This is a genomic window from Rhizobium sp. TAL182, assembly GCF_002117725.1.
GTDB lineage: Bacteria > Pseudomonadota > Alphaproteobacteria > Rhizobiales > Rhizobiaceae > Rhizobium > Rhizobium esperanzae.
In genome coordinates this window covers 81,175-97,263 of sequence record NZ_CP021028.1, presented here as the reverse complement: position 1 = coordinate 97,263, position 16,089 = coordinate 81,175, and the positions used below count along the sequence as shown (strand labels likewise).

Genomic DNA, 16,089 nt, shown 5'->3' with positions numbered 1-16,089 from the left:
ACCCATGCGGATCCTGCGGGCCGGCGATCACAAGCGCATGCCGTGGAAAAATGGCGGCGGCGAAACGGTGGAGATTGCCGTTTCGCCCGAAGCCGCCGGCCTTGCCGACTTCGACTGGCGCGTCAGCATGGCGACCGTCGCGGCCGACGGGCCGTTCTCGATCTTTCCCGGTATCGACCGGACGCTTGTGATTCTCGACGGCAACGGCATGGGGCTCGACATCGACAGCATACCGGTGCTGCTGACGACGGCGAGCGATCCCCTCGCCTTCCCGGCGGATATCCCGGTGGCCGCCAGGCTCCAGGACGGCGCGATCACCGATCTCAACGTCATGACGCGCCGCGACGGTCTCGCCCACACGCTGATCCGCATCGACATCGACGGCGGCACGTCCGTGCCGCTGACGTCGTCGACATGCCTGCTGCTCTGCCATCGCGGCGCATTGTCGTTCAGGCGGGACGGTGAGAGCGGCACGCTTGCGGCCGGCGATGCGCTGCTGATTGCGGATGCGGCTGGAACCGCACTGGAAATCGACGGCGAGGCCAGATGTTATCTCGTCTCGATCGCCACGCCCTGATCTTCGCACAACGGCTTGAAAAAACGGGACAATCGAAAAATGGCTTGGGCCTTCGCAGCGACGATTGCGATTTCCGGCCATGGACGTCATTCCTATTTTTGGTCTAAACTTCGCCTTGCTGATGCAGAAGAAGACCTAGACTGTCCGGACGTGCCGGGTAGCAATGGAGCAGGCGTGACGGATCCCTACGATATTCTCGGAGTTGACCGCGATGCGGACGAGGCCCAGCTGAAGGCCGCCTATCGGCGCCTGGCGAAGGTTGCCCACCCGGATTCGGGCGGCGATTCGCAAGCCTTCGACAATCTGCAGAAGGCCTATGCGCTGCTTCTCGACCCGGTCCGCCGCAAGGTTTACGACGACACCGGCTATGATGTCGAGTTCGCCGATGCCGCCGAGCTGCAGGCGCTTGTCATCATTGAGAAGCTCGTCACCGACGCGGTGCTCGACGAGCGCGCGCCCGGAAGTTTCGATCCCGTCGCCGTGATGCAGGACAGCCTGTCGGAGGAACTGCGCAAGGCGCGGTTCAGCAAGAGTGAACTGGAACGCCACGCCTCACGCGTCGGCCTGCACCTGGAGCGGCTAGAAAAACAGTCCGGCCGCGATGTGCTCGCCCATATGTTCCGCGCCCGCATCGAAGCGATCGCCAAGGCGGTCGCGGAAACCGAGGCGAAGATCAAGGCGACCGAACGCGCCGCCGACATGCTGAGCGGCTATGTCTACGACATCGATCCGTCGCTGTTGCCGGAGGCCTCGGTCACAAACCTCGAATGGATCGAGCCCTCCAGAAACCGCTCCACCGGCTGACGAAGCGCGCTGACGCGTCAATAGGACAGCTTCGGATACCAGTCCGGCGCGCGGCCTTCCGGCGTCGTGTCGATCAAGGTCCAGAGCGGCATCAGGTCGGGCGCGCCGCGCGGATCCTCGCCGGGATCCGAGGTGACGTCGCCCATTTCCTGGCTCCAGAAGTGGCGGATGGTGCCGTCGCGCCGTGTGAAGACGTTATAGGCAGGGTCATCGCCGCCGCCTTTGCCGATGGCGTTGTAGTCGCGGCTGTAATCGCCCGTCGTGTCGGAATAGAGCGGCAGGTGATGCCAGCCGCGTTCCTTCTTGAAGGCAAGCAGCTTTCCGATCGGCGAGCGGGCAACGACCGCAAGGGCGGCGCGCTGCTGGATGTCGGGCACCTCGCCGTCCCAGGCCGAGAGCAGCGAGGTGCACATCGGGCATGGGCGTTCGCGCTCCGGCCCGAACATATAGCTGTAGACGATCAGCGTCTCCTTGCCGGCGAAGAGATCGGTGAGCGAGATCGGCCCGTCGGCGCCTTCGAAGCGGTAATCCTTCTTCACCGCGCCGCCCGGCGGCAGCGCCCGGCGCTGTCTCGCGACGCGCTCGATGTGCCGGCGCAATTCGATCTCCTCGGCAAGCAGCGCGTCGCGGGCTCTGCGATATTCCTCGCTCTCGTTGGGAAAACGGACGCCGTTTTTTGCCGCGAGCACGGCGGCGGGTACCAGCTGTTGATCATCCATCACATATCCTCCTTCTATCGTCGCGCGTCTCTGGCGCTCAAAGGATGTGCCGCGATCGCAACGGATTTCCAGCACATCGTTAGAATGACGATCCGCAGATGCGAAAATCGACAGGACCGGCGGGAAAAATCCGCCTTCGAGGAGGAGTGGAACAGAAAACCGCGGTAGCGACCGAGGCGACCGGCATGAAGAACTTCATGCCGGTGCTACCGTTCGCGTGATGCCGTGCCGCTTCTCTGTCTTTCAGTGCTTGAGAACGACCTTCCCGGGAGCACCTGCCGCAACCGCGTTTTGGGCGAGGCCGATCTGGTCCAGGGTGAAGGTGTAGGAAATCGGGATCACCAGCTCACCGCTGGCGGCGGATGCCAGAATAGCGTCGAGCATGGCCGCGTCGGTGCGATGGTAGAGTTCACGGACGATAACGCGGCCTGCGGCATTGGCGCCTTCCGGCACCGGAACGATGCTCGCAACCGTGCCACCGTCGCGGACATGACCGATGAGGTTGCCGGCCACCGGGCCGGCCGTGCTGATCGCATAGTCGAAGCTCGGGCTTGCGGCGGCAACCGTGATGTCGAGCGCTTCGCCCGCCAGCCCCCGGCCTTCGTTCAGCCGCTCGGGCCGGACGCCGGCAACCGGCTCGGCGCCGATCTGCTTGAGATATTGAATGGCGGACCGTCCGACCGTGCCGAGGCCGCCGGAAACCAGAACCCGTTCGCCGGCCTTGACGCCGAGCGCTTCGACGGTCTGCCGGCCGGTAAGACCTGCCTTGACCAGCGAGGCGCCCTGCTCGAAGCCGAGTGCGGCGGGCAGCCTTGCGATGGATGTCGAGGGAACGACACCATACTCTGCATGGGCGCCTTTGCCGTTTGCGGCAAAATCGGCGACGACCCGCTCGCCGACCGCAAAACCGGTCACGCCTTCGCCGAGGGCCGAGATGGTGCCGGCGGCGTCACCGCCGAGCACGGCCGGCAGCGGAAGCGGGATATACTGGGCCATCAGGCCCTGGCGGAGAATGAGATCGAAAGGGTTGACGGCGGATGCCTCGATCTTGATCAGGACTTCGCCCGGTCCGGGCTTCGGCGCCGGAAGGTCCGCGATTTCAAACTGGTCGACATCACCGTAGGATTTGAGAAGTGCCGCTTTCATGGCGTCTCCAGAATTTCAGCGTTTCGTTATGCCCAATTGCCGCCCGGCAGCCGGGCACAGGCGATTTCCGGATAGTGCCGTCTCAGGCCGTGGCGGGACGACGCGCAGTGTCGAGCGTCCAGGCGCCGCCGCCGGCAAAGGCGATGTAGAAGAAGATGAAGCAGAACAGGATGGCGCCTTCGCCCATGTTGAGCGCCGGCCAGAAGCCATACGGCATGTGGCCCATGAAGTAGGCGGCAGCCATTTCGCCCGAAGCGATGAATGCTGCGATGCGCGTTTGAAATCCGACGAGCATCAGAGCAGAGGTGATCACCTCGATCGCGCCTGCAACCAGCATGATGGTGGGCAGCGGATAGGGGACGCCTTGAATCGGACCCGGAAACTGCAGAAACTTCATGGTTGCATGTTCGAGGAAGAGTAAGGCCGCCATGATGCGCAGAAGTGCGAGGACGTATGGCGTCTATTTGCCGGTATTGGTCATCGAGTTTCTCCAAAGAGGTTGAGGGGAGGTCAGGCGGCGGAGGCCGCCTTCTTGAGTTCGTGATTTTCTTTCCAGAGCCTTATCGACATGGCGAAGACGGCCTGACGTTTCCGCTGGTCATTGCAGGTCTCCGTTCGCGGGCATGGCTGAGGGGACGCGGCCGAAACGGAAGCTCGATGCGGTGAGCCCGCCGGCGAAGTCCTTCTGATGATAGGTGGTGGCGCCGGCTTCGTTCTCGGCCGCGCCGACCACCACCATCAGCGGGATGAGATGGTCTTCGCGCGGATGCGCCGCCCGGGCAGCCGGGGCCTGCTGCCATTCGAGCAGCCGCTCGGTGCGCTTGTCGCAGGCCGTGTGAACCAGCGTTTCCTGAAGCCAGACGTCGAAGCGGCGGGACGGCTCATATCCGCCCGTGCCGCGCATGGCCGAAAGGTTGTGATAGCTGAGACCGCTGCCGATGATCAGGACGCCCTCGTCACGCAAGGGCGCCAGCGCCCGGCCGACGCTGATGTGCAGCGCCGGATCGTAACCCGCATCCAGCGAAAGCTGCACGACAGGGATGTCCTCTTCCGGATAGAGCGGCTTCATGATGCTGAACGTGCCGTGATCGTAACCGCGGGTCGGATCGAGCGCCGCCTCGATGCCGTTCGCCCGCAGCAGATGCTGCACGCGGTTTGCGAGTTCGGGCGAACCCGGAGCATTGTAGGTGATGTGATAGAGGTGTTCGGGAAAGCCGTAATAGTCGTAGACCATGCCCGGCTTGACGCCCGACGATATGGCAAAACCTTTCTCCTCCCAGTGACCCGAGACCACGAGGATCGCCTTCGGCGCATCACCGAGTTCGGCGCGCATATCGACCAGCGACTGTTCGAGCACATCGAAGTTGCGGCGGAATTCACCCGTCATGTAGGGCCAGGGGCCGCCGCCATGGCTGACGAAATAGGTCGGGAGTCTGGAATTTGTCATCGGAATTGTCCTTCGCATCATTGCCACGAGCATTGGAGCAGCGCTTCGATGGGAGGATTTTGATTTTTTCTCCGTTATTGATCAATGTGGCAGATATTGAAGAACCATTTCCTGGATGTTGATGATAAATGGATACGATGACGAGCCTGCGGGTGTTCTGCACCATCGCCGAACTGAAAAGCTTTACCGCTGCCGCCGATCGCCTTGGCGTTTCACCGGCAATGGCGAGCAAGCATGTGATGCAGCTCGAGAACCGGCTGGGGACGCGGCTGCTCAACCGAACCAGCCGCCATGTCAGCCTGACGGAGAGCGGCCGGCTTTATTTCAACCAGACCAGGGAGATGCTCGAACGGCTGGACGAGGTGGAAGACGCCATCGGCAATGTGACGGTGGCTCCGCGTGGCACCCTGAAATTGAGTGCGCCGGTTTGGGCGGCAACCGGCTATTTTACAGACATGCTGGCAGCCTATAACCGGCGCTACCCCGATGTCTGCCTGGACCTGGATCTCAGCGGCCGGCTGGTGAACCTGGTTGACGAAGGTTTCGATCTGGCGCTGCGGGCGACGTCGCAGGACCGGCTCGATCCGGGTCTCGTCGCTCGCCCGCTGACGAATGTACAGTTCCGTCTCATGGCCTCGCCGGATTACCTCGCGCGAACCGGGCGGCCTCAAAACGTCGCCGACCTCAACGGCCACGCACTGCTTCGCTACTCCGGCGTCAACCTCGGGGAAAGCATGTCGCTGGAAGGTCCGGACGGACCACACAAGATCACCTTCCGCACCGTGATGCTGAGCGACAACGAGACAATTATGCACCTGGCGGCCCTGCGCGGCATGGGCCTCGCCTTCCTGCCGGCATGGATGGCTGAGCAGGATATCGAGGCCGGCCGACTGGAGATCGTGCTTCCGGCCATTATGCTTGGCTTCAACAGCACACTTTACGCCGTCTATCCGAGCCGCAAATATCTCTCGGCCAAGGTCCGCACCTTCATCGATTTTCTGACGGCGAGCACCCGGGAGATGGGATAATCCCCGCCCTCATTGGAAACCGTAGGCCATCTTGCCTCCAGCACGCCAGCAGCGCGAAAAACGGCGGCATGAAAAAAATCTCACTTCGGAATCCCGAAATTCCCCCGCTTCGGGATTCCGAAATTCGCCGCGTTTTCACCGCCGTCGGCGTAAGAAAATACGCAGTGATTTCAATGATGCAGCCAATTTCGGGATTCCGAAGTGCTATATAGATTCTGGTGGGAGTTGCTCGCTACCGCCATCAGGCAATGATTCCACCCGAGGTGCGAGAAGCAAAAAGGGCGCTCGACCCTTGCGGGGAGCGCCCTTATCCTGTCGGACAGCGAACAGCTCGACGACGTCGATACCGGGCGCATCCATTTTTCAGGCAGGGCCGCTATATGGACGCTCGCATTCGTCATTTCAAGGGGTCTTTTGCATCATCGTTGGCGAACGGCTGCTAAAGGGCGACGCCGGTCACGGGATTGACCACCGGCCGCTCGCTTTTGTCGCCTTCCCCAGCCGGCTGCACGGCCGGCGGCGCCAGCGATTCTGCATCGGCGGGTTCCGGCTTGCCGGGAACCACATTGACATCCTTGGGACGGCGCTGCTCGGGCTTTACGTTTTCGTCATTCGTCGACATTGTCTGTCTCCTTTCCAGAGAGGAAGTCGGGGCCGTCGACATGGTTCCGGCGGTGAATGGAGGACTGCCGATGTTTGAGAGGTTTCTGCTGCAGGGGCCGCCGGATGCGCGCGTCACCATCCTACTTGCCCATGGCGCCGGCGCGCCGATGGATTCGGCGTCGATGACAGCGGCGGCCGACGCGCTTGCCGGCGTCGGCTTTCGCGTCGCCAGGTTCGAATTCGCCTATATGGCCGCCCGCCGCACTGCGGAAGGCCGCAAGCCGCCGCCGCGCGCCGAAACGCTCAACCCCGAATATCAAGCGGCGATTGCCGCGCTCGACGCCGGCGGTCCCCTCATCATCGGCGGCAAGTCGATGGGCGGACGGGTTGCGAGCATGGTCGCCGACGGTCTCTATGACAGTGGAAAGATCGCCGGCCTGCTCTGCCTCGGCTATCCCTTCCATCCACCTGGCCAACCGGAGAAGCTGCGTACCGGCCACCTCAAAAGGCTCGCGACACCCACGCTGATCTGTCAGGGTACGCGCGACGAGTTCGGGACAAAGGACGAAGTGCCGGGCTACGATCTCTCCGACAGGATCGAGATCCTCTGGCTCGAGGACGGCGACCACGACCTCAAGCCGCGCAAGAAAATCTCCGGCTTCTCCGCCGCCGACCACCTTGCGACGATGGCGAAGATGGCAAAGGCATGGGCCGAACGCCTACCGGTCTAGGCGCCGGCTTTCGGCGGTCGCCGTCGGGTGGAAAGCTTCCTCACATCGATGCGCCAGTCGGCGGCGAAAACGGTGATTTCGAAATGATCGGCCTGCACCACGTCGCGGATATTCCTCGGCCGGTGCGCCGCGACGTTCACCCCGCCTCGCAGCCGCACACTGTCATAGAGAATGCCGGCGCCGCCGCTTAAGCGCACCGCCTCGCCGAGCAGCTGCGATGCCGCATAACTCGTGCCGTCATAGATATCGGGCCGCAGCGCCTGTTCGCCGCGAATGTCGAGATAGTCACCGGTCAGGGTGGCGGCATAACTTCGATAGGTGCGCGCCATCGTCGCCACCCCACGCGCCACAGCCTCGCGCCGGAGATGATGACCGACCTCGGCGGCGGCCGTCTTGAGATTGTCGGCGGCATACCAGGCGCCGAGATCGGGGCCGTTGAAGCGCATGCCGCCCGGTGCGACATGCAGGAACGCCGCCATCACGATACTGGCGTTCGCACTGCCGTAAACCCACTCGTTTTCGGGAAGCCGCCGGATGCGGTCGGCGACGAGCCGGTCGTTGGTCCATCCCACAAGTTCCATCACGGCTTCGAGATCGGCCGCCCTTGCCACCGTATCGAACAAACCGATTGGCGGAAATTGCGACGGGATCAGCCGGTAGGATGGGCGCGGCGCCTCGGCAAAACGATCGCTCACCGGAAGACGATGTCCGTATCTTCGTACGGCGTGAATGCCTCGTCCAGCCCGTTCGGCGGCATGTAGAGCCCGCCGCGCGCACCGTCGAGGAACCGGCGCACGGTCATCAGCCCGTCCTGGGTTCCGCTTGTGACGATATCGAGTGGCGGATGGCCGCCGAAAACTGGCGCCTGATGCGGCGTGCGCAGCCAGGCGACGCCTGAGCGTTCGTCGGCAAACAGCACGCGGAGCGCCTGGTGGATGCCGAGCACGGCGGAGATGCGGGTCAGGGTATCGACATCGAGGGTGAAAGCGCCGTGCTCGCGCGCCTGCTTGGCCCAGCTGTGATAGGTCGAGCGGGAGGGATAGCCGAGCACGAGCAGGCGCTGCTCCTCGCTCAAACCCCAGAGATCGGCGATCGCCAGGAAGGTCCGCAAAGCCGGCGGACTCAGCCGCCTTCGATTGGCAGGTGCAAACCGCTCCGTTTCCAGCCGCTCCGGCTCCTGCTCCCTGCGTCTTGCCTGCTGCATAGCAATCTCCTGTCTTGAACTAGATTTAGTCCAAATCTGGGCATCCGGCAAGAGAGTTGGAAGAGGGGAGTTCAGGAAAGCTCCGCGGCCGCTTCCCGGATGGTCTGCATCAGGATCGATTGCGGCGCCGACGGCACGGCATCGGCCCGCATCGTCAGCCCGACCGGCCCTTTAGTCTCACCGGTATCGACCGGCAGCAGCGCCAGCCGCCTATCGGCGACATCGCCTGCTACCACGCCGTGGGAAATGATCCAGATGGCGTCGCTTGCCTTGAGAAAGGCACGGCCGAAGGAATCCGACACCGTCTCGATCTGGTTCGGCAGGCTGGAGATGCCGTTGGCAATGAGGAAGTTTTCGACGACCGGCCGGATGATCGAGCCGCGCGTCGGCATCAGCACCGTATAGTCGCCGAAGCCCGAAAACAGCGATTGCCGGCTGTTCAGCAGCGGATGGCCGGCCCGGACGGCAAACACCACCTGTTCGGAATAGAGATGTTCGAAGGAGAAGCCTGCCATCTTCTCCGCCCCGGCCAGACGGCCGACCACGAGGTCGAGATCGCCGACGCGAAGCTCTTCCAGCAGCACGGCGTTTTCGCCGGTGACGATCTTCACCCGGCTTCGGGTATTTTCCTTGAGGAAGAGTTCCATCGCCCGCGGCATGATGCGCGATGATACCGTCGGCAGGGCGCCGATCCGGATCGGCGGCGCATCGGCGAACTGCTCCTGCGAGACGGAATCGAGACCCTGGCGCAGCGCCGTCAGCGCGGCGCCTGCATGGCGCAGGAAGACCTCGCCGTAACGGGTGATCTTGATGCCGCGGCCGTCGCGCTCGAAGACATCGACGCCCAGCACCTGTTCCAGCTCGCGGATCGTCTTCGTCACCGCCGGCTGGCTGACATGCAGCAGTTCCGCCGCCTTCATCACGCTCTTCTGCCGCGCCACCTCGACAAAGGTCTGCAGATGGCGAAACTTAACGCGGCTGTCGACCATCTGTTTTCATAACTCCAGAGTTATCGAAAAGCCGTAAAATATCATTTTACCTAACCGGATCAACCATTCAGTTTTGTCGTCAAGAGATGGTGGCGAGAAGGCTAACCCCAAATTCCGTCACCTCGGGCTTGATCCGAGGATCCATGCCGCGGGTGTTGGTGGGCGCGTATGGATGCTCGGATCAAGCCCGAGCATGACGGAGGGTGGGGAGGCATAAGGAGCCATTCGCGGCGTTGTCGCCTGTGGCCGGATTCCTGTGATGAGAATAGGAAAGAAAGTGCGGCTTGGTGAAACACGCGATGCGATGTGTCACTGTTGGACGAGATCAGTTTGGCGGGAAGGCTAACCCCACATTCCGTCATGCTCGGTCTTGACCCGAGGATCCATGCCGCGGCTGCTGGTGGGTGCCGTGTGGATGCTCGGGTCAAGCCCGAGCATGACGGAGGGGTGGTGTGCGCGGACTTGAACAGGGAGGAGAGCGGCATGCAATTCGCCCGCATAAACGACGTAACGATCCATTATCAGGTCATCGGCGCGCCCGCCGACCGGCCGGTGGTCGTCTTTATCAATTCGCTCGGGACGGATTTCCGCATCTGGCGCGATGTCGTGGTGCGACTTGCCGGCGACTATGCCGTCGTTTTGTACGACAAGCGCGGCCACGGCCTTTCCGATGTCGGCCAGCTGCCCTCGTCGATCGAGGACCATGCGACCGATCTTGCCGGCCTGCTCGATCTGCTGTCGGTGAAAAATGCGGTCATCTGCGGCCTATCGGTCGGTGGCCTCATCGCCCAGTCGCTGACGCAGCGCCGGCCGGACCTCGTGGGCGCTCTCATTCTTTGCGACACCGCCCATAAGATCGGCACGGCAGAGAGCTGGAACGCCCGCATCGCCGCCGTCGAAGACAAGGGCATCGGCAGCATCGTCGACGCCGTCATGGAGCGCTGGTTCACGCCGGCCTTCCGCCGGCCCGAGAACACCGCCTATTCCGGCTATTGCAACATGCTGACGCGCCAGCCGGTCGAGGGTTATCTCGCCGCCTGCGCCGCCATCCGCGATGCCGACTTCACCGAAGCGGCCAAGGCGATCGCCGTTCCGACGATCTGCATCGTCGGCGACCAGGACGGCTCGACGCCGCCGGATCTCGTGCTCTCCACCGCGCGGCTGATTCCGGGCGCCCGTTATGAGGTCATCCGCGATTGCGCCCACATTCCCTGCGTCGAGCAGCCGGAGGCGTTGACGGCGATCATCCGCGCCTTCCTCACATCGATTTCGCCTGGAGAAAGCAGCCCATGAACGAGACCGCCTCCCCCTCCGAACGCTACCGGCAAGGCATGGCGACCCGCCGCGCCGTGCTCGGCGACGCCCATGTCGACCGCGCCGCGGCCGGCGAGACCGGCTTCGACCGCCCCTTCCAGGAGCTGATCACCGAAGCCGCCTGGGGTCATGTCTGGTCGCGCCCGACGCTGACCAAGCGCGAGCGCTCGATCGTCACGATCGCCCTGCTGGCCGCACTCGGCCAGGATGAGGAGGTCGCCATGCATGTGCGTGCGACCGCCAATACGGGTGCGACGCGCGAAGATATCTGCGAGGCGCTGTTACATGTGGCGATTTATGCCGGCGTTCCCGCCGCCAATCATGCGATCAAGATTGCCAAGCAGGCCTTTGCGGAGATGGACGCCGAGAAGGCGGCCTGAGGGGGAGAAATGTCCGAACGAGCAAACAGCAAGCCGGAGACCGGCGCCTTCTTCGCCCGCGACCGCGCCTGGCACGCGCCGGCGCTGACCCCAGGCTACAAAACCTCGGTGCTGCGCGCGCCGCAGCGCGCGCTGCTGTCGCTCGACGGCACGATCTCCGAGACGACAGGTCCGGTCTTCGGCCATTCTATCATCGGCGAACTCGACAACGACCTGATCCTGAACTATGCGCGCCCCGGCGAAAGCGCCATCGGCGAGCGCATCATCGTCCACGGCCGCGTGCTCGACGAGCGGGCAAAGCCGGTTGCCGGCGCCCTGGTGGAATTCTGGCAGGCCAATGCCGGCGGCCGCTATCGCCACAAGAAGGAAACCTATCTCGCGGCGATCGATCCGAATTTCGGCGGCTGCGGCCGCGCCATCACCGATGAGGAGGGCCGCTACCATTTCCGCACCGTGCGACCCGGCGCCTATCCCTGGCCGAACGGCGTCAACGACTGGCGCCCCGCCCATATCCACTTCTCGATCTTCGGCCACGGCTTTGCCCAGCGGCTGATCACCCAGATGTATTTCGAGGGCGATCCGATGATCTGGAAATGTCCGATCGTCGGCACGATCCCGGACAAGGCGGCGATCGAGCAGCTGATCGCACCGCTCGATTGGGGCAACACCATTCCGATGGATTCACGCGCCTATAAATTCGATATCGTGCTGCGCGGCCGCCGCTCGACGATGTTCGAAAACAGGCTGGAGGGCAACTGACCATGCAGCAGCTCGGCTATCTCAAGGAAACCCCGTCGCAGACGGCCGGTCCCTATGTGCATATCGGCCTGACGCCGAATTTCTGCGACGTCACAGGCGTCTACGACAGCGATCTCGGCACGCAGATGGTCAACGACAACACGCTCGGCGAACGCATCACCGTCACCGGCCGCATCTTCGACGGTGCCGGCGCGCTGGTGCGCGACGCCGTCGTCGAGATCTGGCAGGCCGACAGCGCCGGCCTTTACAACAGCCCCTCGGAAATGCGCGGCGCCGCCGATCCGAACTTCGCCGGCTGGGGCCGTTGCCCGACCCGCGCCGAGGACGGCGTCTACAGCTTCGAGACCATCAAGTCCGGCCGTGTCCCCTTCAAGGACGGCCGCAGACAGGCGCCGCACATCACCTTCTGGATCGTCGCCCGCGGCATCAATATCGGCCTGCATACGCGGATGTATTTCCCGGAAGAGGCCGAAGCCAACGCGGGCGACCCGCTGCTGCTGCGCATCGAACATCGCGAGCGCGTCGCAACCATGGTCGCCACCCGCGACGGCACGATCTGCCGTTTCGATATCCATCTGCAGGGGCCTGACGAAACCGTGTTTCTGGATATTTGATTGTATGCGGGCTATTTAATCGGAGAGCTTCGCGCAAGTGGCCCCCTCACCCTGCCCTCTCCCCGACGGGGAGAGGGGAACAGTGCCATACGAGATCGCCCGCTCATAAACACCTGGGCCGCGCCCCGAGTCCCTTCTCCTCTGGGGGGAGAAGGTGGCGGCAGCCGGATGAGGGGGCCACCACCACAACGAGCCGACCATGACCGCATCGCCCTTCGACCACCCCTTCCTCTCCGGCCTCCTCGGCGATGACGAAATCGCACCCTATTTTTCCGCCGAAGCCGATATCCGCGCAATGCTCTCCTTCGAGGCCGCGCTCGCCAGGGCCGAAGCCGCGCACGGCCTCATTCCCGGCGAAGCCGCAAGGAAGATTGCCGAAGGCTGCGCCGGTTTTTCTCCGGATCTTGCCAGCCTTCGCGCGGCAACGGCGAAGGACGGCGTCGTCGTCCCCGACCTCGTCAAGCAGCTGCGCGCTGAGGTCGGCGAGGAAGCGGGCAAAAACCTGCATCTCGGCGCCACCAGCCAGGACGTCATCGACACCAGCCTGATGATCCGCCTGAAAGCGGTGGCCTTCCTGTTTGCCGCCCGGCTTTCCGCCATCCTCGCAGCGCTCGACGGGCTCGAGCGGCAATTCGGCGGCAACCGGCTGATGGGCCATACCCGCATGCAGGCGGCGATCGCGATCAGCGTCTCCGACCGTCTCAACACCTGGCGTGCGCCGCTCGCGACCTATCGCGACCGCCTGACCGAGCAGAGTTTTCCCGTCCAGTTCGGCGGTGCTGCCGGCACGCTCGACAAGCTTGGCCCACAGGCTGTGGCCGTCCGTGCCTCGCTCGCCCAGGAGCTCGGCCTCACCGACATCGGCCAATGGCAGAGCTCGCGCCTTGTGATCGCCGATATATCAGGCCTGTTCGCCTCAATCTCCGGCAGCCTCGGCAAGATCGGCCAGGACATCGCCCTGCTCGCCCAGACGGGCGGCGAGATCGAAGTCTCAGGCGGCGGCACCTCCTCGGCGATGGCGCACAAGCGGAATCCGGTTGCCGCTGAAGTCCTGGTCTCGCTCGCCCGCTTCAACGCCACGGCGCTCTCCGGCATCCACCAGTCCCTCGTCCATGAACAGGAACGCTCCGGAGCCGCCTGGACGCTCGAATGGCTGCTGCTGCCGCAAATGACGATGGGAACCGCTGCGAGCCTGCGGCTTGCCCGAGAACTGACCGGAAATATCAAGCGGCTTGGTACGGGCTGAGGCCGCAGCTGAAGCCCGGCGCGGCGGCAAAGGAATGCGGCAGGATGGCCACAAGCATAGCGATTTGCTTTTTCAATCGTGCGCAACCATCTAATAGGCATGACTTGCGGAAAACGCCCCGCCCGAGCAGCCCATTTACCGAAAACCAACCATACTGGGTTGCTTTCCGAAGCGAAAGCCGATTGCTTAGGAGAATATACTTCTTCTTCCGCTAGCGGTTAGGAGAACGAAAGGGGGCGCAGGCAAACTCGTGGAATTCTGCTGCTTCGCATCGGGATAAACTATGATTACGATGGCGATGCGGGAAGGCCGGTTTGAAAAACGATGACGACAGGACTGTTTCAGATAAAATTTTGGGGCGTCCGCGGCAGTATTCCCGTATCAGGCCCCGAGTTCGATCGCTACGGCGGTAACACTTCCTGCATCGAGATTCGTTGCGGAAAACATCGGTTGCTTTTCGACGCAGGTTCGGGTCTGCGCGAGGCGGGGTTGTCGCTGCTCGCCGACGGCGTCAGTGACGTCGACCTGTTCTTCAGCCATTGCCACTACGACCACATCATCGGCCTGCCCTTCTTCAAGGCGATCTATTATCCCTCGATCAACGTCAACATCTGGTCCGGCCATCTCGACGGCAAGATGAGCACGCGTGAGATGGTCGAGCAGTTCATCAGCCCGCCCTGGTTTCCGGTGAAGACCGACATCTGCCAGGCGACGATGAACTTCCGCGATTTCCATGCCGGTCAGGTTCTGACCCCGCATGAGGGCATCGAGATCAAGACCTTCACGCTGAACCATCCGGGCGGCGCCATCGGCTACCGCATCGAATGGCAGGGCCGTTCGATCGCTCTCATCTACGATATCGAGCATATCCCCGGCAGCTATGATCCGGTCTCGCTGGAGATGATGCAGGACGCCGATCTCGTCGTTTACGATTGCACCTACAATGAAGACGAGATGCAGCGCTTCAAGGGCTTCGGACATTCGACCTGGGAGCACGGCACCGAACTGGCCAAAATGGCGGGCGCCAAGCGCTTCGCCCTGTTCCACCACGCGCCCTCTCGCACGGACGAACAATTGGCCGAAATGGAAGCGCAGGCCGAGGCCGCCTTCCCCGGCGCCTTCGCCGCCCGCGACAATCAGACGGTAGTGATTTAGAACACCAAGTCTCCTGCGCCGGCGCAAGCAGGCCGGCCCGTTCGCGCTTTGCTGACGGAACAGATGCCGGGTCCGACCGTTTCCCCGGCAGCGCAAGATCGATGAAACGGGGTATCAACCATGACCGTGCTCTCCGGACAATGCCTTTGCGGGCAGGTGAAACTTTCTGTTCGTGGCGAACCGCTGCGCGTCGGAATTTGTCACTGCACCGACTGCCGAAAGGAAAGCGGTTCGGCCTTTACCTTTTATGGAATCTGGCCAGCCGGCCAGTTTGAACATTCCGGCGAAACCGGCGAATTTCACGGCCGACGCTTCTGCACCGGCTGCGGTTCGCGGCTGTTTTCCGCCGATGATCAAGAGGCGGAAATCAAGCTCGGCATCCTCTCGCAGGCGCCGACGCCGCTGGTGCCGCGCTACGAACTCTGGATCAAACGCCGCGAGACGTGGCTGCGACCCGTGGAGGGCGCAGAGCAGTATGAGGAGGACCGAACGTGAACCTGGCCACGCTCGTCCGGCATAAGCTCGTTACGATCGCAGGCATCGAGATCTTTTACCGTGAGGCTGGTCCGCCTGATGCGCCGGTGCTGTTGCTGCCGCACGGCTATCCCTGCTCGTCTTACGAATTTCGCAATCTCATGCCGCGCCTTGCCGACCGCTGGCGGCTGATCGCCCCGGATTTCCCCGGCGCGGGCTATAGCGGCACGCCCGATGATTTCGACTACAGCTTCGGTGGTTATGCCGCCTGGCTGGAGGCTTTTATCGGCGCGCTCGATGTCGATCGCTTCGCCCTCTATCTCCACGATTTCGGCTCGCCGATCGGAGCGCGGCTGGCAATCAGAAACCCCAGCCGCATCGCGGCGCTGATCATCCAGAATGGCGATATTCCCTATGAGGATGCGCTCGGCCCCAAATATGCGGACATCGAGGCGACCTGGGCGCTGCCGCACGCGGAGATGAGGAAGGCGCTGGCGGAAGCAATCAGCGAGGAGACGTTTAAGGAGGAGTTTCTCAATGACCTGCCGCCGCCTCTGGCCGACACGATCCCGCCGGATCTCTGGAGGCTGCACTGGTCGCTGATCACGCCGCGGCGCAAGGAAATCGCCATCGACCTGATCGCCGGATTGAAGGAGAACCGCGCCTGGTTCCCCGAGCACCGGAAATATCTCAGACAGTACCGGCCGCCGACCCTGATCGTCTGGGGGCCGAACGACCACTATATGCCAGAAAAGTCGGCACGCGCCTATCTCCGCGATCTGCCGGAGGCCGAACTGCATCTGCTCGACGGCGGGCATTGGCTGTTGGAAACGCATTTGGATGAGATCGCAGAACTCATGCGGGATTTCCTCGGGCGTGTTCACGCCGGATGATCGATA

General features: G+C 63.0%; 20 protein-coding genes. 12 read left to right on the top strand and 8 right to left on the bottom strand.

The window, feature by feature from the left end; translation table 11 throughout:
• The first annotated feature begins 4 nt into the window (after positions 1–4).
• Complete coding sequence (locus Tal182_RS27080) at positions 5–577, top strand: HutD family protein (RefSeq protein ID WP_085861468.1); 573 nt, start codon at positions 5–7, stop codon at positions 575–577.
• Between the two features lie 174 nt (positions 578–751).
• A complete protein-coding gene (locus tag Tal182_RS27075; RefSeq protein ID WP_064808149.1) occupies positions 752–1,381 on the top strand; it encodes a J domain-containing protein in 630 nt (209 codons plus the stop codon).
• A gap of 17 nt (positions 1,382–1,398) precedes the next feature.
• Here Tal182_RS27075 and Tal182_RS27070 read toward each other — a convergent pair whose 3' ends face one another.
• From Tal182_RS27070 to Tal182_RS27055, 4 genes are all read right to left on the bottom strand, one after another.
• A complete protein-coding gene (locus Tal182_RS27070) occupies positions 1,399–2,100 on the bottom strand; it encodes a DUF899 family protein (protein ID WP_085861467.1) in 702 nt (233 codons plus the stop codon).
• Positions 2,101–2,343: 243 nt separating this feature from the next.
• Positions 2,344–3,246 (bottom strand): NADP-dependent oxidoreductase, encoded by a 903-nt coding sequence (locus tag Tal182_RS27065; protein WP_085861466.1) that lies wholly within the window; start codon positions 3,244–3,246, stop codon positions 2,344–2,346.
• An 82-nt stretch (positions 3,247–3,328) separates the two neighbouring features.
• Positions 3,329–3,685 (bottom strand): DoxX family protein, encoded by a 357-nt coding sequence (locus Tal182_RS27060; protein ID WP_280952423.1) that lies wholly within the window; start codon positions 3,683–3,685, stop codon positions 3,329–3,331.
• Positions 3,686–3,844: 159 nt separating this feature from the next.
• A complete protein-coding gene (locus Tal182_RS27055; protein WP_085861747.1) occupies positions 3,845–4,693 on the bottom strand; it encodes a class III extradiol ring-cleavage dioxygenase in 849 nt (282 codons plus the stop codon).
• A gap of 128 nt (positions 4,694–4,821) precedes the next feature.
• On the opposite strand from Tal182_RS27055, the gene Tal182_RS27050 reads away from it, so the two are divergent.
• Positions 4,822–5,721, top strand: coding sequence for a LysR family transcriptional regulator (locus tag Tal182_RS27050; RefSeq protein WP_085861465.1), 900 nt, complete (start codon positions 4,822–4,824; stop codon positions 5,719–5,721).
• Between the two features lie 439 nt (positions 5,722–6,160).
• Here the strand turns inward: Tal182_RS27050 and Tal182_RS27045 are convergent, their stop codons facing one another.
• A complete protein-coding gene (locus Tal182_RS27045) occupies positions 6,161–6,343 on the bottom strand; it encodes a hypothetical protein (RefSeq protein ID WP_085861464.1) in 183 nt (60 codons plus the stop codon).
• Between the two features lie 70 nt (positions 6,344–6,413).
• Between Tal182_RS27045 and Tal182_RS27040 the strand changes: the two genes are divergently transcribed.
• Positions 6,414–7,055, top strand: a complete 642-nt coding sequence (locus Tal182_RS27040) for an alpha/beta family hydrolase (RefSeq protein WP_085861746.1) — start codon at positions 6,414–6,416, stop codon at positions 7,053–7,055.
• Here the strand turns inward: Tal182_RS27040 and Tal182_RS27035 are convergent.
• The 3 genes from Tal182_RS27035 to pcaQ form a co-directional block, all read right to left on the bottom strand.
• Positions 7,052–7,750 (bottom strand): RES family NAD+ phosphorylase, encoded by a 699-nt coding sequence (locus Tal182_RS27035; protein WP_085861463.1) that lies wholly within the window; start codon positions 7,748–7,750, stop codon positions 7,052–7,054. The genes Tal182_RS27040 and Tal182_RS27035 overlap by 4 nt on opposite strands.
• A complete protein-coding gene (locus Tal182_RS27030) occupies positions 7,747–8,259 on the bottom strand; it encodes an MbcA/ParS/Xre antitoxin family protein (protein WP_085861462.1) in 513 nt (170 codons plus the stop codon). The genes Tal182_RS27035 and Tal182_RS27030 overlap by 4 nt, the downstream gene beginning before the upstream one ends.
• A 71-nt stretch (positions 8,260–8,330) precedes the next feature.
• Entirely contained in the window at positions 8,331–9,248 is a 918-nt protein-coding gene (gene pcaQ, locus Tal182_RS27025) for a pca operon transcription factor PcaQ (protein ID WP_085861461.1), read from the bottom strand.
• Between the two features lie 483 nt (positions 9,249–9,731).
• On the opposite strand from pcaQ, the gene pcaD reads away from it, so the two are divergent.
• From pcaD to Tal182_RS26985, 8 genes are all read left to right on the top strand, one after another.
• On the top strand, positions 9,732–10,541 hold the full coding sequence (pcaD, locus tag Tal182_RS27020) for a 3-oxoadipate enol-lactonase (protein WP_085861460.1): 810 nt from the start codon (positions 9,732–9,734) through the stop codon (positions 10,539–10,541).
• Positions 10,538–10,942, top strand: coding sequence for a 4-carboxymuconolactone decarboxylase (gene pcaC / locus Tal182_RS27015; RefSeq protein WP_085861459.1), 405 nt, complete (start codon positions 10,538–10,540; stop codon positions 10,940–10,942). Before pcaD ends, pcaC begins: the two co-directional genes overlap by 4 nt.
• Before the next feature lie 9 nt (positions 10,943–10,951).
• A complete protein-coding gene (gene pcaH, locus Tal182_RS27010; protein ID WP_064808128.1) occupies positions 10,952–11,701 on the top strand; it encodes a protocatechuate 3,4-dioxygenase subunit beta in 750 nt (249 codons plus the stop codon).
• A 2-nt stretch (positions 11,702–11,703) separates the two neighbouring features.
• Entirely contained in the window at positions 11,704–12,315 is a 612-nt protein-coding gene (gene pcaG / locus Tal182_RS27005) for a protocatechuate 3,4-dioxygenase subunit alpha (protein ID WP_085861458.1), read from the top strand.
• Between the two features lie 199 nt (positions 12,316–12,514).
• A complete protein-coding gene (locus Tal182_RS27000) occupies positions 12,515–13,561 on the top strand; it encodes a 3-carboxy-cis,cis-muconate cycloisomerase (RefSeq protein WP_085861457.1) in 1,047 nt (348 codons plus the stop codon).
• A 324-nt stretch (positions 13,562–13,885) separates the two neighbouring features.
• Positions 13,886–14,716 carry an MBL fold metallo-hydrolase gene (locus tag Tal182_RS26995; protein WP_085861456.1) on the top strand — a complete coding sequence of 277 codons (831 nt, stop codon included), beginning with the start codon at positions 13,886–13,888 and terminating at the stop codon, positions 14,714–14,716.
• Positions 14,717–14,836: 120 nt separating this feature from the next.
• Entirely contained in the window at positions 14,837–15,211 is a 375-nt protein-coding gene (locus Tal182_RS26990; protein ID WP_085861455.1) for a GFA family protein, read from the top strand.
• Between the two features lie 2 nt (positions 15,212–15,213).
• Positions 15,214–16,083 carry an alpha/beta hydrolase gene (locus Tal182_RS26985; protein WP_085861745.1) on the top strand — a complete coding sequence of 290 codons (870 nt, stop codon included), beginning with the start codon at positions 15,214–15,216 and terminating at the stop codon, positions 16,081–16,083.
• Positions 16,084–16,089: the final 6 nt, after the last annotated feature.

What these genes read in the sequence shown, in the direction of transcription:
- Tal182_RS27045 (WP_085861464.1), bottom strand. Translation starts at nt 6,343, where the DNA reads ATGTCGACGAATGACGAAAACGTAAAGCCCGAGCAGCGCCGTCCCAAG.
- Tal182_RS27065 (WP_085861466.1), bottom strand. Translation starts at nt 3,246, where the DNA reads ATGAAAGCGGCACTTCTCAAATCCTACGGTGATGTCGACCAGTTTGAA.
- Tal182_RS27040 (WP_085861746.1), top strand. Translation starts at nt 6,414, where the DNA reads ATGTTTGAGAGGTTTCTGCTGCAGGGGCCGCCGGATGCGCGCGTCACC.
- Tal182_RS27000 (WP_085861457.1), top strand. Translation starts at nt 12,515, where the DNA reads ATGACCGCATCGCCCTTCGACCACCCCTTCCTCTCCGGCCTCCTCGGC.
- pcaQ (WP_085861461.1), bottom strand. Translation starts at nt 9,248, where the DNA reads ATGGTCGACAGCCGCGTTAAGTTTCGCCATCTGCAGACCTTTGTCGAG.
- pcaH (WP_064808128.1), top strand. Translation starts at nt 10,952, where the DNA reads ATGTCCGAACGAGCAAACAGCAAGCCGGAGACCGGCGCCTTCTTCGCC.
- Tal182_RS27080 (WP_085861468.1), top strand. Translation starts at nt 5, where the DNA reads ATGCGGATCCTGCGGGCCGGCGATCACAAGCGCATGCCGTGGAAAAAT.
- pcaG (WP_085861458.1), top strand. Translation starts at nt 11,704, where the DNA reads ATGCAGCAGCTCGGCTATCTCAAGGAAACCCCGTCGCAGACGGCCGGT.
- Tal182_RS27030 (WP_085861462.1), bottom strand. Translation starts at nt 8,259, where the DNA reads ATGCAGCAGGCAAGACGCAGGGAGCAGGAGCCGGAGCGGCTGGAAACG.
- pcaD (WP_085861460.1), top strand. Translation starts at nt 9,732, where the DNA reads ATGCAATTCGCCCGCATAAACGACGTAACGATCCATTATCAGGTCATC.
- Tal182_RS27070 (WP_085861467.1), bottom strand. Translation starts at nt 2,100, where the DNA reads ATGGATGATCAACAGCTGGTACCCGCCGCCGTGCTCGCGGCAAAAAAC.
- Tal182_RS26995 (WP_085861456.1), top strand. Translation starts at nt 13,886, where the DNA reads ATGACGACAGGACTGTTTCAGATAAAATTTTGGGGCGTCCGCGGCAGT.
- Tal182_RS27055 (WP_085861747.1), bottom strand. Translation starts at nt 4,693, where the DNA reads ATGACAAATTCCAGACTCCCGACCTATTTCGTCAGCCATGGCGGCGGC.
- Tal182_RS27050 (WP_085861465.1), top strand. Translation starts at nt 4,822, where the DNA reads ATGGATACGATGACGAGCCTGCGGGTGTTCTGCACCATCGCCGAACTG.
- Tal182_RS26990 (WP_085861455.1), top strand. Translation starts at nt 14,837, where the DNA reads ATGACCGTGCTCTCCGGACAATGCCTTTGCGGGCAGGTGAAACTTTCT.
- pcaC (WP_085861459.1), top strand. Translation starts at nt 10,538, where the DNA reads ATGAACGAGACCGCCTCCCCCTCCGAACGCTACCGGCAAGGCATGGCG.